Below are 13,493 nucleotides of genomic sequence, written 5' to 3'. Positions count from 1 at the left end.
CAGCCTGATGGTGGCGGTGATTGCCGCCATCATCTTTACCGCCGATCAGGCCAGCAAGCTTTGGCTGCTGTTCGTCTATGACCTGCCCCGGCAGGGCAACATGGATCTGCTGCCGTTTCTGGAACTGGTCACCGTCTGGAACCGGGGCATCTCATATGGACTGTTTCAGCAGGAAACGGATCTGGGCCGCTGGGCTCTGGCCATTTTTACCGTTCTAGCGGCCATCGGGCTGTGGGTCTGGGCGGTGCGCAGCACCAGCAGGTTTGCCGGCATCAGCCTGGCGCTGATTATCGGCGGCGCTCTTGGCAATGGGGTTGACCGTTTCGCCTATGGCGCGGTCTACGACTTTCTCCACATCCACTTCGGCAGCTTCTCGTGGTATGTCTTCAACATTGCGGATGCTGCAATCGTTGCCGGAGTGGCTGCTCTCCTGTATGACGGTTGGCGAGGAAGCCCCAATAAAGCCTCAAAGGGCGGCTCTAAAGGCCGCAAAGCGGGATAATTGGGACAGCGAGTGCGAGCAGGCAGGCCGGAAGCCGCCCTTGCAGCCTTGCGCTCACAGGAAACGGGATAGGTTACGTGCGGTTCAAGTTTTCTCTGGCAAGTTCCCGGACCGTTAGCCTCGGCGGGCTGCGTGGTGTCGTATCTGCTGTCATGCTGGGCGCCTTGGCGGCTGGCTGCGTGACGAATTCCTACGGCGAGCAGGAAGCCGTCGATAAGGTCGCCGTGCGCAAGATCATGGAAGGCATTGGCGCGGTTGACCCGCAGGCCAAGCCGATTGAGTACAAGCCCCGCGCTCCGCTTGCCATGCCGGCAAAGCTTGATCAGCTGCCCCAGCCAGAAGCACCTGTAACCGAGACTGCGGCCAACTGGCCAACAGCTGAGGACAAGTCGCTTCAGGATGTGCGCGCTGTTTATGCGCAGCCTGGCCGCGGCAGCGATGGCGAGCTGCTTACGCCCGAGCAGATGCGAGGTGTCCAGATTTCTGGCGCCCAGCGTCAGGCGACAACTGCTGCGGATGTGCGTGACGGCGAGATCATGGACGGCGCCCGTATGACGCCTGCTGAAATGAAGAAGCAGAGCCAGGGACCGCTGACGCGTGTCGATACGTCAGAACTGTTTGGCGCGGACGGCAAGCCGGTCCGCCGTTACCTGGTTGAGCCGCCGGTCGCCTATTCGACGCCTGCCGGCAATGCGCCGCTGGCCATGCCGAACGACCGCCAGCAGATCCAGGACCGCAAGCAGCTGGAAATGGATGGCGGCCGCATCAAGGCGAACTGCACCCCGACTGCGACGGAAACCTGCGTCTACTGACGCAGTCCTCATGAATTGTCTTCAACGGCGGCCACAGGCCGCCGTTTCTGTTTCGCTTCTTCCTACATGACGAAAATTTAAGGCGCCGGAGCCACGCCAGCGCCTATATTGCAGGCGACGCATGCATTCGCAGGCGCGGCATGGTTCGCGCTTCAATTCAATTCCGGGAGATCCCCAAGATGACACTTCCCGCTGCGAGACGGCGCGGCCTTCTCTTCGCCACGGCGCTGTCCTGCCTTGTTTTGGGCTCCGGCCTGTCCATGGCCCAGACGGCCGCTGAAAAGCCGCCGGTCATTGCGCCGAACCTGTCCAGCTTCACGCTGGACAACGGCCTTGAAGTGGTGGTGATCCCCGATCACCGGGCCCCCGTGGTCACCCATATGATCTGGTACAAGACCGGTGCCGCCGATGAACCGGCCGGCCAGTCTGGCGTTGCCCACTTCCTTGAGCATCTGATGTTCAAGGGCACCAAAGAGAATCCGGATGGTGTTTTCTCGAAGATCGTCTCCGATATCGGCGGTCAGGAAAATGCCTTCACCAGCAACGACTACACCGCCTATTTCCAGCGCGTGGCCAAGGAACACCTGCCGCGCATGATGGAACTGGAAGCGGACCGCATGCAGAATCTTGTCCTGACCGACGAGGTGATCAAGCCGGAGCAGCAGGTCGTTCTGGAAGAACGGCGCATGCGCGTCGATGCCGATCCCTCCTCCCGCCTTCAGGAAACGCTTTCCGCAATCACCTATGTGAACCATCCTTATGGCTCGCCCGTGATCGGCTGGCAGAGCGAGATCGAGGCGCTGAACCACGACGCCATCATCTCTTTCTATGACCGCTTCTACACGCCCAACAATGCCGTTCTGGTGGTGGCAGGCGATGTCGAGGCCGCAGACGTGCGCAAGCTGGCTGAAGCCACCTATGGCAAGCTGCCGCGCCGCGCGGAGCCCGGCCCCCGCATCCGCCCTGCGGAACCTCCGCTGAACGGCAAGCGCAGCGTGCATCTGGAAGACGAGCGCGTCCGCCAGCCATCCGTATCCGAAAGCTGGCTGGTGCCGAGCCAGGCGACCGGCACGGACCGCGAACCGGAAGCCTTTGAACTGCTGGCTCAGATTCTCACCGGCGGCCCGTCCAGCCGCCTCTACAAGGAAGCGGTTCTGGAGAAACAGGTGGCCATTGGCGTCGGCGCCTATTACCTCGATACCTCGCTCGATACGACCCGCTTTATCGTCTATGGCTCGCCGCGCGGCGATGGCACGCTCACAGGGCTGCAGGACATCTTCGAGCGCACGATCAAGGATGTTGCAGAGAACGGCGTGACGGAAGAGGAGCTGGCCCGGGCCAAGCACTCGCTCATGTCTTCAGCCATTTATGCGCAAGACAGCCAGGTCACCCTCGCCCGCCTCTTCGGCGCCGCGCTGACCAGCGGCCAGACCATCGAGGATGTGCAGACCTGGCCAGCCCAGATCGAAGCGGTCACTCCGGCTGATATCCAGAAGGTGGCGCAGGATTATCTGCTGAAGGATCCGGTCACCGGCTATCTCACCGCCCCCGGCCAGTCGCCGGATGGCGCTGTCAGCGACCAGAAGTCCTGATGTGGCCCGTTAAACGAGGAAACACGCGCATGACGCAGTTTTTTGCTCCTGCCCGTTTTGCACGGGCCCATTTCACCCGGGCTGTTGCCGGCATTGGCCTGCTGATGCTTGGCGCCCTGCCAGCCGGAGCCACGACCATCGAGAAGGTGGTCAGCCCCGGCGGCATCGAGGCCTGGCTTGTGCAGGATGAGACCCTGCCAATGATCTCCATGAACTTCGCCTTTGACGGTGGCTCCGCGCAGGACCCCGATGGCAAGGAAGGCCTGACCAATCTTCTGGCCAGCACCATGGACGAGGGCGCCGGCGATCTGGACAGCGAAGCCTTCCAGGGCAAGCTGGAAGAGCTGGCCGTTTCCATCCGCTTCAATGCCGGCAAGGACCAGCTGTTCGGCACCCTGCGCACTCTGACGGGCACACGGGACGAAGCCTTCGACTTGCTGCGGCTTGCCATCAACGAGCCCCGCTTTGACGAAAAGCCCGTGGAGCGCGTGAAGTCGCAGATCCTTGCCGGCCTGCGCCAGCAGCAGGAAGATCCTGACGCGATTGCCTCGGAAGCATTCCGCGAGGCCGCCTTTGGCGGCCATCCCTATGGCAAGCCGGGGGATGGCACCGTGGAAACAGTGGAGAAGCTCGCCCCGGCCGATCTGAAGACCATGCACGGGGACCTTCTCTCCCGCCACAAGCTCGCCATCGGCGTTGTCGGTGCCATTGATGCAAAGACGCTGGCGCCGCTCTTGGACGAGGTTTTCGGCAAGCTTCCGGAAAAGCACAAGCTGCCTGAAGTTGTGGACGTGGAGCCCAAGACGGGCGAGCGCATCTCACGCACTCTCGACGTGCCGCAAACGACGATCCTCATCGGGCTGCCAGGCCTGAAGCGGGACGACCCGGATTATCAGGCAGCCTTCGTGATGAACCATATTCTGGGCGGCGGCACCTTCACGTCCTGGCTGTTCGAGGAAGTGCGCGAAAAGCGCGGCCTGTCCTATGGCGTCGGCTCGGATCTGGCTCCGGACGATCATTCCGCTCTGCTTGTCGCCTCGGCTGCGACCCGTGCCGACCGGGCTGACGAGACCATCAGCATCATTGAGGAGCAGTTCAAGCGCATGGCGGAACAGGGGCCCACGCAGGAAGAGCTGGACAAGGCCAAGAGCTTCCTGACCGGCTCCTACGCCCTGCGCTTCGACACTTCGGGCAAGATCGCAGCCCAGCTTGTCGCCCTGAAGCTGGCGGATCTCGGCATCGACTATTTCGACCGCCGCAATGCCGAGATCGAAGCGGTTACCCTTGAGGATGTTCAGCGCATCGCCAAGCGCCTGCTGGACGGCAAGACGCCGCTGGTTGTCACGGTTGGCCCGCAGGCCAGCTGATTTTGAGCGATGTGCGAGTGAATGAGCAAGGGGCGGCCATCTGGCCGCCCTTTCTTCCATTTCACCAATCGAAACCCTCAAGCTTCCGAGATCAGCTTGCCGAGGCGGGAGATGCCTTCCTCGATCATGGCTTCGTTGGCGCAGGAGAAGCTGAGGCGCAGGGTGTTGGCGCCGGAGCCATCGGCAAAGAAGGCCTTGCCGGGCACGAAGGCGACCTTGACCGTCTCCAGAGAACGGGCGAGCAGCGCCGCGCCGTCCAGCCCCTCCGGCAGGGTAACCCAGACGAACATGCCGCCATCCGGGCGCGACCAGCTGCAGCCCTCCGGCATGTGGCGGCTGAGCGCATCCAGCATGCAGTCGCGGCGGGCCTGGTAGGCCTTGCGGATCGTGGCCACCTGCGTGTCGAAGTAACGCTCCGCAACGTCCGCCAGAACCATCTGGTTGATGGTGGAGGTGTTGAGGTCCGCTGCCTGCTTCATCAGCACCAGACGGCTGATGACGGGAGCTGCCGCGCAGATCCAGCCCACGCGCAGGCCGGGAGACAGCGTCTTGGAGAAGCTGCCGCAATAGATGGTACGCGATGCGTCAATGCCGCCACAGCGGGCAATGTCCAGCGCCAGCATCGGCGGCACCGGCTCGCCGTCATAGCGCAGCGATTGGTAGGCGGCGTCCTCGATCACCGGAATATCCAGCTCGCCCGCCAGATCCAGAATGCGCTCGCGCGTCTGCCGGTCCAGCGTCTCGCCCGTGGGGTTGGCGAAATCAGCGGACGCATAAGCAAATTTCACCGCCCCGCCCCGGTCCTGCGCTGCCTTGACGAAGTCCTCCGCCGGGCGGTTGCCGAGCGGGATCAGGCGGTCGTAATGCGGTTCATAGGCGTTGAAGGCCTGCAGTGCGCCGAGATAGGTTGGCCAGTTGACCAGCGCCGTATCACCGGGCGAAAGCAGCAGCTTGCCGAGGTAATCCAGCCCTTGCTGGGAACCGGAGGTGATGATGATATTCTCCACTTGGCATGCGACGCCCAGGCTGGCCATGTAGCCCACCAGCCACTTGCGCAGGGCCAGATTGCCCTCGCTGACCGAATATTGCAGCGCCGTGTTTGCGCCTTCGCTGGTCAGCACGCGGGCATAACTTTCCGCGAATACGTCCTTTGGGAAGAGAGCCGGGTCAGGAATGCCGCCTGCGAAGGAAATGATGTCGGGGCGGTCAAGCAGTTTCAAAAGTTCACGGATTTCCGAAGCGCGCATCCGTTTCGAGCGCGTCGCGAACACATGTTCCCAGTCCAGCATGGGGGTCTCTTCCCGGCGTTCTGCGGGCCTTGGAATCCGGCCCGTCTGATCTGGTGACAGAACCACAGGCGTTCAAAAACGTCAATATTACTTACCTATAAGCAGCAAAAATTCTTCTCACGCCCTGTTGACGCAATTTTGTTGATGTCACGGCGGCGGGAAACAGCGCTGGCATCATGGCTGCGGAAGCCCTATTTCTCCCCAAGCGCCAACCCGCAAGGACCCAGCCATGAGCCGCATCGACGACAGCCGCCCCTTCATCCCCCTGAGCATCGCGGTGCTGACCGTCTCTGACACGCGTGTGCTGGAGGATGACCGCTCGGGCACTGTGCTGGTGGAGCGGATCGCAGGGGCGGGCCACACGCTGGCAGACCGGCGCATCGTGCCGGATGATGTGGACGCCATCCGGGAAGCCGTGCGCGGCTGGATTGCGGACAGCACCGTTGATGTGGTGATCACCACCGGCGGCACAGGCTTCACCGGCCGTGACGTGACGCCGGAAGCCCTCGAGCCGCTGTTCGAAAAGCGGATGGAGGGCTTTTCCTATGTCTTCCACCGCATTTCCTATGAGAAGATCGGCACCTCGACCGTGCAGTCACGGGCGACGGCGGGCGTTGCGGGAGCAACCTATATTTTCGCGCTGCCGGGCTCACCGGGCGCCTGCAAGGATGCTTGGGACGGCATTCTGAAATGGCAGCTCGACTACCGCCACATGCCCTGCAACTTCGTCGAGATCATGCCGCGCCTCGATGAGCATCTGAAGCGCGGCAAGCTGCAGCAGGCCTGACACCGCTTCAGATTTCCAGACCGTAGGCCGGAACGGTGGCGAGATAACTGCGGTAGGCATCCGCATCCGGCGGTAGAAAGACTTCCGCCAGCGGGTTGGATCGCCTGCGCTGCACCGCCCCCATGTCTGCCAGCAGATCATCGAGATGGCGGAAGTGATAAGGCGCAGAGCAGAGCCCGCCATAGCCCTTGGCCGCAGGGCGCACCGTTCTGCGCCATTCCAGATGCCGGTCAATCCAGCCGTTCATCTCACTGCCTGATGGCTGATGAGCCAGCTTGCCATCGGCATAGCGCACCAGCCAGCGGGCCACCATGTCGCTGGTCAGCACCGTGGCGAAGGAGGAGTTGAAGCCGGTAAAGCCCAGATCCGGCACATCCGGGTTCACCGCCAGCCGGTAGAGCCTGTACTGCCCGTCCGGCTCCACCAGCTTCTGCCGTACCTCGTCCGGCAGGAAGGGCACACCCATCTTCCAGCCGATGGCCAGAAGGGCAATATCCGCGGGCAACCGGTCTCCGGTAGAGAGGATCACCGTTCCCGGCTCATATCCTGCAATCGTGCCCTGAATGGCCTTGATCCGCCCATCCTTCAGCATCGGATAGAAGCCTTCCGTCGCCAGAGACAGGCCACAGGCAATGCCGTTCTCGATCGGCTGCTTTGGCCGCATGCCGAGCTTCTTCAGCCCGAATTGCATGGTCAGCAGGCTTTCCAGCGCCCGCCAGTTGGCCCAGACCAGCGGTTTGGTCAGCGCATGGCGCAGCTTTTCGCCCCATGACATCTCCCAGCCGGGGAACATGCCCTCCGAAGCGCGGCAATAGAGGATGCGCTTGAAGTTGATCAGCCCGGCAAAGTGATAGGGCACCCGCCAGACCGGCTCCAGATAAACGATGGTGACGGAGGCTGCCCCCTGCTGCACCGCATTGACCGCCACATCGGTGGCCGACTTGGAGAAGCCAAGGATCACCACCTTGCGGCCTTTCACCAGTGCCGGGTCGGTGTATTCGCTGGAATGCAGGATATGCCCGCCGCCTGCCCTGAATTCGTCCATGCCCGGATGGATCAGTTCATTACGGTCGCTGAAGACGCCGCTGGCGATGGTGACGAAGTCATAGCCGGTGCGGCCCTCCGCCGTCTCCACCCACCAGCCGCCGCCATCCCGCCGGGACAGGGCCGTAACTGTAGTGTTGAAACGGATCAGCGGCAGCAGCGCCTTCGCTCGGGCGTAGCTTTCCAGATAGGCATGCACCTGCGCCCCGGACGGCCACTCCGGATACTCCTCCGGCATGGCGGCATCCGTGTAGCGGTACAAATCCTTCGGGCTCTGGGTGCGGATGCCGGGATAGGAGCGGTGCGGCGCCCAGACGCCGCCAAGCTCGTGGCTGCGCTCCAGCACGGTCACCACATGCCCCTGCTCCTTGAAGGCATGCGCGGCGGCAAGCCCGCTCACGCCCGCGCCGATGACGCAGACCTGTTTGCGTTTGGTCATGATCGAAATCTCCTGTCCCGCACGGCGGGCCGGACTGCTCCGGCCGCACCGGACGCCTGATTTTTCCCGTTGACTGGAGAGGCGTCAGATCTTCAGGGTCAGCGGATCAAAGGCCATCTCATCGGGGCGCAGGAAGTGAACCTCTCTCAGGGTTGAGCGGCGGACCACTTCGGCCGGATCGCCCACATTGTGCAGATTGTCGAATAGCTCGCGCAGGCGCCGGGCAGGCGAAACCCAGAAGATGGCTCGGGTGGGCTTGTCAGTCAGATTGTAATAGCCGTGCGGAATGCCCATCGGCATGCGCACCACATCGCCCGCATTGGCAACATGGTGCTCGCCGCCCAGATAAAGATCGAAACGGCCTTCCAGCACATAGATGAATTCATCCTGCGTCGGATGGACATGCGGCGGCACGAAGGTGCCGGGCGGGTCCAGCGTTTCAAAGGAAAAACATGCCTCGCCCTCGGATTTCATCCAGTAGGTATGGCCGAGAATGCTCCACTCCACCTCATCAAGGCCGGTTCCGGCGCGGGTAATGCCGGGTTCCGTGTTCACCTGAACCATGTTCGCAATGGCGGTCTTCATGCTGGTTCTCTCCGTCCTGGCCCGTTGCGGGCGCGCTGTTCTCCTCAGAGCCGGGCGGCACTTGTAACGGGGTCCTGCCCCGTGCCTGTCTCCGGTCTGCCCTTACGAGACGCGCTTCTGCCCCCTCCCGTCTATCCGCTGAGCGAAAGGCTCCATACACTGCGCGAAAAACCGCCGTTTACCGCTTTCCTTCGCCGGCTTTCCGGTGTTAGCATTTGTACTGACTGGTCCAGCAATGAGCGGAAAAGCCGAGGGGGACGGGCCAGAAACGCTGGTGCAAGCCATGCAGATGCAAGCGATCCAGATGCCACTTTCCGGCCATGCCCGGGTAGCGACGCAGGACGTGGATCAGGCGGCGGAGGAGGTCGGGCGGATTTTCTGCTCCCATCGCCTGCGTCCGCGCGATCATGGCCGCGACTTCTTCGCCTGCCACAACAGCCGCGCCTTTTCCGGCGGCTCCATCAACTATGTTGCCTATGGCGGCGAGGTGGAGATTGATCCGGGCTGTCTGGAGCGGTTCTTTCTGGTGCAGATCCCGCTTACCAGCGGCGCGGAGGTTCGCATCGGCAGCCAGATGATCACAACAGGAGCCGCACGCGCGGCCTCCGTTCTCTCTCCCACCAGGCCAAGCCTGATGCGCTGGAAGGGAAGCTGCGGGCAGGTGATCCTCAAGCTGGAGCGGCAGGCGGTGGAGGACATGTTCGCCGCGCTGACCGGGAGCGTGGCCCAGGAAATCGTCTTTGATCCGCAGTTGCGGCTCGACAGTGAGCCGGGGCGGACGCTGGGGGCGCAAGTCCTTGCGCTGGCCCGGCTGGCTGACCAGATCCCGCGCGGCGATCCGGCCGGAGCAGAGGCGCTGAACCGGCTCGGCTGGTCCACCACCCATGCGCTGCTGTGGACCCATGCAGGCACGGCACGGGACAGGCTTTGCGCTGCGCCTCAGGACCTGGCTGGCGCCGGGCGCAAAGTGTCACGGGCGCTCGACTACATCGATGCCCATCTGGCGGAGCAGATCGACTTTGCCCGGCTTGCAAGCGCCTGCGGCTACAGCCTGCGGGCATTGCAAATGGCCTTTCAGGCCGAGAGGGGGCAGACGATATCGCAGGCGCTTCAGGAGCGGCGGCTCAGCATGCTGCGTCAGCACCTGATGGCCGCGCGCGGCCGCAAGGATAGCCCGGCAAACGTCACCGCTCTCATGCAGTCCTGTGGTCTTGCTCACGCTGGCCGGGCGGCAGGTGCCTACCGGGAACTCTTTGGAGAAACACCAGCCGAAACACTGCGTGGAGTGCGTCAGGGCCGCAGCTGAAGAAGAGCCGCAGAAGCCGCTTTATCCGTGCAGCCGGGCACCGAGAGCCGGGGGTACACGCAGGGCCGCAACAGCCATGCGCGCCGCAGCCTGGCGCAGGCCGGGCCTTGCTTCCCCGCCAGCCTCACCGGCAATGGCGCTGCTGCGCAGCAGCCGGAGACGGCTACGGCCTATGCGGCGGACGAGGTCCAGATCGGCCATGCCCGGCAGATCACGGTGACCGCCAAGTTCCTCGTAGAACCTGCGGGAAATCAACAGCCCCTGATCGCCATTCGGCATGGCCAGAATGCGGCTGCGGATCAGCGCGCCAAACTCTGACAGCCTTGCCCCGAAGCCGAAGGCATCCAGTTTCAGCCGGAAAGCAGCAGCGCAGCGGTTGGCCTGACCGGAACGCTCCACCCGTTCAATAAAATTCTGCACATCCTGATGCCAGCCGTGTTCCAGCACGGTGGAGGCATTGAGAAACAGCAGCCAGGGAGACTTGCGCGCCAGCGCCGCTCCGTGCGCAAAACGTGCCCCCTCCCCCTTCGCCAGAACCTCGAACTCGCAACCGGCCGCATCCGCGACCTTGTGCGTGGCATCGGACGAGCCGCTATCCACAACCAGAACCTCGCGCACGAGGCCATCCGCCGCGCCCGGCACAAGGGCCGTCAGCGCATGCGCCAGCTGGGCTTCATTGTCATGTGTGGCAAGGACAACACTGATCATGAAACGGGTTGTAGCGCCTTTTCGGAGGTCTGGCGAGAGAGGCCTTGCCCCGCTTGCATTTTCAGCTAATGTTCCGCTTATGTTCTCATTGGAGAGTCGCTGAAGCATGGCGCGGATTGATCAGACGGAACAGGACACCCGGGAAGCTGCCATGGCCGCATTGCGCCTCGATGAGGAGCTGCGGCGCGGCCGCGGGGCCGCGCTCAACATGCCGGGACGCTTCGAGCGCCAGCAGCGCGAAGGCTTTGACGATGGCTGGGAAACGCCGGACGATCTGCCGCCTTTGAAAACAACGGTGCAGGAAGAGAAGGCCCGCACCATCATCACGCGTAACTCTTCGCCCGACATTTCCTTCGACCGCTCGATCAACCCCTACCGGGGCTGCGAGCATGGCTGCATCTATTGCTTTGCCCGTCCCAGTCACGCCTTCATGGGGCTGTCGCCCGGCCTCGATTTCGAGACGCGGCTCTTTGCCAAGCCCAATGCGGCGGAGCTGCTGGAGCGGGAACTGGCCCGTCCCGGCTATCAGGTGCGCACCATCGCCATTGGCACCAACACGGACCCCTACCAGCCCATCGAGCGGCGCTACAAGCTGATGCGGGAGATCCTCACTGTGCTGGAAACCTACAATCACCCGGTCGCCATCGTCACCAAGTCGGCGCTGGTGCTGCGCGATGCGGACATCCTGTCGCGCATGGCGGAGAAGGGGCTGGCCAAGGTGGCGCTGTCAATCACCTCGCTCGACAAGGATCTTGTGCGCACACTGGAGCCCCGTGCCAGCGCACCGCACCGGCGCCTTGCGGCCCTTAAGGGTCTGTCAGAGGCCGGTATTCCCGCTTCCGTGATGATGGCGCCGGTGATCCCTGCCCTCACGGACAGCGAGATCGAGGGGCTGTTGGAAGCCGCAGCAGAGCATGGCGCCACCGAGGCCGGCTACATCCTCTTGCGCCTGCCGCTGGAGGTGTCCGAACTCTTCCGCGACTGGCTGCTGCGCAACCGGCCGGACCGCTACCGCCATGTGATGAACATTCTTAGGTCCATGCGCGGCGGCAAGGACTATGACGCCGAATGGGGCCAGCGGATGCGCGGGCTCGGCCCCTATGCCCAGCAGATTGGGCAACGCTTCAGCCTCGCCTGCAAGCGGCTGGGGCTGAACCAGCGGCGCAAGAAGCTGAATGTGGAGCTTTTCACTCCGCCGCAGGTGGGCGGCGTGCAGCTCTCCCTGTTCTGATCTGTTACGGAACAGGTCCTTGCTCTTGCATTGCCGCCGGGAATCATCACGATCCGCTCCATGAGCAAGGTCCCCTCCCTTTTTGATCTGCGATTCGGCGACACGCTGGATGCCGCGCTTGAAGCTGGACATGCCGCGCGCTTCGGCGGCGCGCTGTGCGGCGTAGATGAGGCCGGGCGCGGCCCGTGGGCCGGGCCTGTCGTGACGGCCGCCGTGATCCTCGACTACTCAAACCTGCCGGTGGGGCTGAACGATTCCAAGAAACTCACCGAGAGCCGCCGCAATGCCCTCTATGACGAGATCTGCGCCACGGCTTTCGTCAGCGTTGCCAGCAGTTCTGCCGCCACAATCGACCGGATGAACATCCGTGCCGCAACGCTGGACGCCATGCGCCGGGCCGTGGCGGGTCTGTCCCGGAGAGCAAGCTATGTCCTCGTGGATGGCCGCGATGTGCCGCCGGGGCTTGGTGTGGACGGGCAGTCGCTGATCAAGGGGGACGGGCGGTGCCTTGCCATTGCTGCTGCATCCATCGTTGCCAAGGTCACCCGCGACCGTATGATGGAACGGGCGGACGGGCTTTTTCCCGGCTACGGCTTTGCCGTGCACAAGGGCTATGGCGTGCCCGCCCATGCCGCTGCCCTGACCACACTTGGCCCCTGCCCCCTGCACCGCATGTCATTCCGGCCCGTGGCCGCAGCCGTGCGCGACTGAGCTTCACTTTACCCAACAAAAAAGCGGCCCGCAGGGGCCGCTTTCATGAGATCAGTAATCCGGTCTGGCTTCAATTGAGGCCAGCCTTGACCTGCTCGATGCTCTTGGCCGTCAGGCCCTCGGCAACGGAACCCGTCACCTTTGCAACCAGCATGCTTTCAGCAGCGGCGACCGCCAGATCAGCAGCCTTTGCCTTCACTTCCGCAATGGCATGGGCCTCTGCCTGGGCAATCTTGTCTTCGGCAGACTTGGTGCGCCGGGCAATCAGCTCTTCCAGAGACCGGGTGGTCTCGAGCGTCAGCTGCTCTGCCTCTGCACGGGCCTCAGCCACGATTGCTTCAGCTTCCGCTTCCGCCTCATGGCGGCGGCGCTGATAGTCGGCCAGAAGCGCCTGAGCTTCTTCACGAAGCTTGCGGGCCTCTTCCAGATCCGTGCGGATCTTGGTTGCGCGGCTGTCAAGCGCTGCCGTGATCTTGGCCGGAATTCCGAGCCAAGCGATCAGGACAAAGAACAGGATCAGGCCGACCAGTGCCCAGAATGATGCATCCATGACCGGACCCCTTACTTTGCCGCAGCCTGAACGGCAGCGTCTGCTTCAGCCTTGGCCGGAGCCACACCGATCAGAGCTTCCACCAGGGCGGAAGATGTCTCGCTGGCGATCTCACCAACCTGGGCCAGAGCCTTGTCCTTGATGGCGGAAATATGCGCATCGGCCTCTGCCAGCTTGGCCGCAAGGCCCTGCTCGGCGGTGGCGCGGCGTGCATCCGTTTCAGCCTTGAGCTTCTCACGGGTGTCCTGTGCAATTCCGCGTGCACGGGCACGGGCTTCGGACAGGGCCTGCTCGTAAGCGGCAATGGCTTCGTCGGTCTCCCGCTTCAGGCGCTCGGCTTCCGACAGGTCGCCCGCGATGCGGTCGTGACGGTCCTCGAGAATGCCCGCGATGCGCGGCAGAGCCACGTTCTTCATGATCCAGTAGAAGACCAGGAAGGTGACGAACAGCCAGAACAGCTGCGAGACAAAATGAGTCGGGTCGAACGGCGGGAAACCTGCCCCGTGTTCTGCCGCCGGAACGTCCAGGATAACCTGCCCGTCCACAGTAGTATGGGTTTCGCCTGCCATT

At 63.2% G+C, this 13,493-nt stretch carries 14 protein-coding genes; 8 read left to right on the top strand and 6 right to left on the bottom strand.

The window, feature by feature from the left end:
- The first annotated feature begins 7 nt into the window (after positions 1 to 7).
- From lspA to V6L75_RS03440, 4 genes are all read left to right on the top strand, one after another.
- Positions 8 to 502 (top strand): signal peptidase II, encoded by a 495-nt coding sequence (lspA, locus tag V6L75_RS03455; RefSeq protein WP_425498678.1) that lies wholly within the window; start codon positions 8 to 10, stop codon positions 500 to 502.
- 77 nt (positions 503 to 579) lie between these two features.
- The gene (locus V6L75_RS03450; protein ID WP_334250126.1) at positions 580 to 1,314 is read left to right on the top strand and encodes a hypothetical protein; all 735 of its coding nucleotides are present in this window, start codon (positions 580 to 582) and stop codon (positions 1,312 to 1,314) included.
- A 179-nt stretch (positions 1,315 to 1,493) separates the two neighbouring features.
- Complete coding sequence (locus V6L75_RS03445; protein ID WP_334250125.1) at positions 1,494 to 2,906, top strand: M16 family metallopeptidase; 1,413 nt, start codon at positions 1,494 to 1,496, stop codon at positions 2,904 to 2,906.
- Positions 2,907 to 2,935: 29 nt separating this feature from the next.
- The gene (locus V6L75_RS03440; protein ID WP_334250124.1) at positions 2,936 to 4,273 is read left to right on the top strand and encodes a M16 family metallopeptidase; all 1,338 of its coding nucleotides are present in this window, start codon (positions 2,936 to 2,938) and stop codon (positions 4,271 to 4,273) included.
- 77 nt (positions 4,274 to 4,350) lie between these two features.
- Here V6L75_RS03440 and V6L75_RS03435 read toward each other — a convergent pair whose 3' ends face one another.
- A complete protein-coding gene (locus V6L75_RS03435; RefSeq protein ID WP_334250123.1) occupies positions 4,351 to 5,562 on the bottom strand; it encodes an aminotransferase-like domain-containing protein in 1,212 nt (403 codons plus the stop codon).
- 229 nt (positions 5,563 to 5,791) lie between these two features.
- Between V6L75_RS03435 and moaB the strand changes: the two genes are divergently transcribed.
- Complete coding sequence (gene moaB, locus V6L75_RS03430) at positions 5,792 to 6,349, top strand: molybdenum cofactor biosynthesis protein B (RefSeq protein WP_334250122.1); 558 nt, start codon at positions 5,792 to 5,794, stop codon at positions 6,347 to 6,349.
- A 7-nt stretch (positions 6,350 to 6,356) separates the two neighbouring features.
- Here moaB and V6L75_RS03425 read toward each other — a convergent pair whose 3' ends face one another.
- Positions 6,357 to 7,832, bottom strand: a complete 1,476-nt coding sequence (locus V6L75_RS03425; protein ID WP_334250121.1) for a flavin-containing monooxygenase — start codon at positions 7,830 to 7,832, stop codon at positions 6,357 to 6,359.
- An 84-nt stretch (positions 7,833 to 7,916) separates the two neighbouring features.
- Positions 7,917 to 8,417: a cupin domain-containing protein gene (locus V6L75_RS03420; protein WP_334250120.1), complete on the bottom strand. Its 501-nt coding sequence runs from the start codon at positions 8,415 to 8,417 to the stop codon at positions 7,917 to 7,919.
- A 283-nt stretch (positions 8,418 to 8,700) separates the two neighbouring features.
- Here V6L75_RS03420 and V6L75_RS03415 point away from each other — a divergent pair, with 283 nt between their 5' ends.
- Entirely contained in the window at positions 8,701 to 9,723 is a 1,023-nt protein-coding gene (locus V6L75_RS03415) for an AraC family transcriptional regulator (RefSeq protein WP_334250119.1), read from the top strand.
- Between the two features lie 21 nt (positions 9,724 to 9,744).
- Here the strand turns inward: V6L75_RS03415 and V6L75_RS03410 are convergent, their stop codons facing one another.
- A complete protein-coding gene (locus V6L75_RS03410; RefSeq protein ID WP_334250118.1) occupies positions 9,745 to 10,431 on the bottom strand; it encodes a glycosyltransferase in 687 nt (228 codons plus the stop codon).
- A 106-nt stretch (positions 10,432 to 10,537) separates the two neighbouring features.
- Here V6L75_RS03410 and V6L75_RS03405 point away from each other — a divergent pair, with 106 nt between their 5' ends.
- Positions 10,538 to 11,662, top strand: a complete 1,125-nt coding sequence (locus tag V6L75_RS03405) for a PA0069 family radical SAM protein (RefSeq protein WP_334250117.1) — start codon at positions 10,538 to 10,540, stop codon at positions 11,660 to 11,662.
- A 60-nt stretch (positions 11,663 to 11,722) separates the two neighbouring features.
- On the top strand, positions 11,723 to 12,373 hold the full coding sequence (locus V6L75_RS03400) for a ribonuclease HII (protein ID WP_334250116.1): 651 nt from the start codon (positions 11,723 to 11,725) through the stop codon (positions 12,371 to 12,373).
- Positions 12,374 to 12,443: 70 nt separating this feature from the next.
- On the opposite strand, the gene V6L75_RS03395 is transcribed toward V6L75_RS03400, so the two are convergent.
- Both V6L75_RS03395 and V6L75_RS03390 read right to left on the bottom strand, forming a co-directional pair.
- Positions 12,444 to 12,923, bottom strand: coding sequence for a F0F1 ATP synthase subunit B family protein (locus tag V6L75_RS03395; protein WP_019963169.1), 480 nt, complete (start codon positions 12,921 to 12,923; stop codon positions 12,444 to 12,446).
- Between the two features lie 11 nt (positions 12,924 to 12,934).
- A complete protein-coding gene (locus tag V6L75_RS03390) occupies positions 12,935 to 13,492 on the bottom strand; it encodes a F0F1 ATP synthase subunit B (RefSeq protein ID WP_058897857.1) in 558 nt (185 codons plus the stop codon).
- Between the last annotated feature and the right edge of the window lies 1 nt (position 13,493).

Origin of the sequence: Pannonibacter anstelovis, from assembly GCF_036881715.1 — a bacterium.
GTDB classification, from domain to species: Bacteria; Pseudomonadota; Alphaproteobacteria; order Rhizobiales; family Stappiaceae; genus Pannonibacter; species Pannonibacter anstelovis.
The sequence above is the reverse complement of the archived record's forward strand: the minus strand, read 5'-3'. Positions and strand labels throughout refer to the sequence as shown.

What these genes read in the sequence shown, in the direction of transcription:
- V6L75_RS03395 (WP_019963169.1), bottom strand. Translation starts at nt 12,923, where the DNA reads ATGGATGCATCATTCTGGGCACTGGTCGGCCTGATCCTGTTCTTTGTC.
- V6L75_RS03390 (WP_058897857.1), bottom strand. Translation starts at nt 13,492, where the DNA reads ATGGCAGGCGAAACCCATACTACTGTGGACGGGCAGGTTATCCTGGAC.
- V6L75_RS03425 (WP_334250121.1), bottom strand. Translation starts at nt 7,832, where the DNA reads ATGACCAAACGCAAACAGGTCTGCGTCATCGGCGCGGGCGTGAGCGGG.
- V6L75_RS03410 (WP_334250118.1), bottom strand. Translation starts at nt 10,431, where the DNA reads ATGATCAGTGTTGTCCTTGCCACACATGACAATGAAGCCCAGCTGGCG.
- V6L75_RS03435 (WP_334250123.1), bottom strand. Translation starts at nt 5,562, where the DNA reads ATGCTGGACTGGGAACATGTGTTCGCGACGCGCTCGAAACGGATGCGC.
- V6L75_RS03415 (WP_334250119.1), top strand. Translation starts at nt 8,701, where the DNA reads ATGCAGATGCAAGCGATCCAGATGCCACTTTCCGGCCATGCCCGGGTA.
- V6L75_RS03440 (WP_334250124.1), top strand. Translation starts at nt 2,936, where the DNA reads ATGACGCAGTTTTTTGCTCCTGCCCGTTTTGCACGGGCCCATTTCACC.
- V6L75_RS03445 (WP_334250125.1), top strand. Translation starts at nt 1,494, where the DNA reads ATGACACTTCCCGCTGCGAGACGGCGCGGCCTTCTCTTCGCCACGGCG.
- V6L75_RS03405 (WP_334250117.1), top strand. Translation starts at nt 10,538, where the DNA reads ATGGCGCGGATTGATCAGACGGAACAGGACACCCGGGAAGCTGCCATG.
- V6L75_RS03400 (WP_334250116.1), top strand. Translation starts at nt 11,723, where the DNA reads ATGAGCAAGGTCCCCTCCCTTTTTGATCTGCGATTCGGCGACACGCTG.
- V6L75_RS03420 (WP_334250120.1), bottom strand. Translation starts at nt 8,417, where the DNA reads ATGAAGACCGCCATTGCGAACATGGTTCAGGTGAACACGGAACCCGGC.
- lspA (WP_425498678.1), top strand. Translation starts at nt 8, where the DNA reads ATGGTGGCGGTGATTGCCGCCATCATCTTTACCGCCGATCAGGCCAGC.
- moaB (WP_334250122.1), top strand. Translation starts at nt 5,792, where the DNA reads ATGAGCCGCATCGACGACAGCCGCCCCTTCATCCCCCTGAGCATCGCG.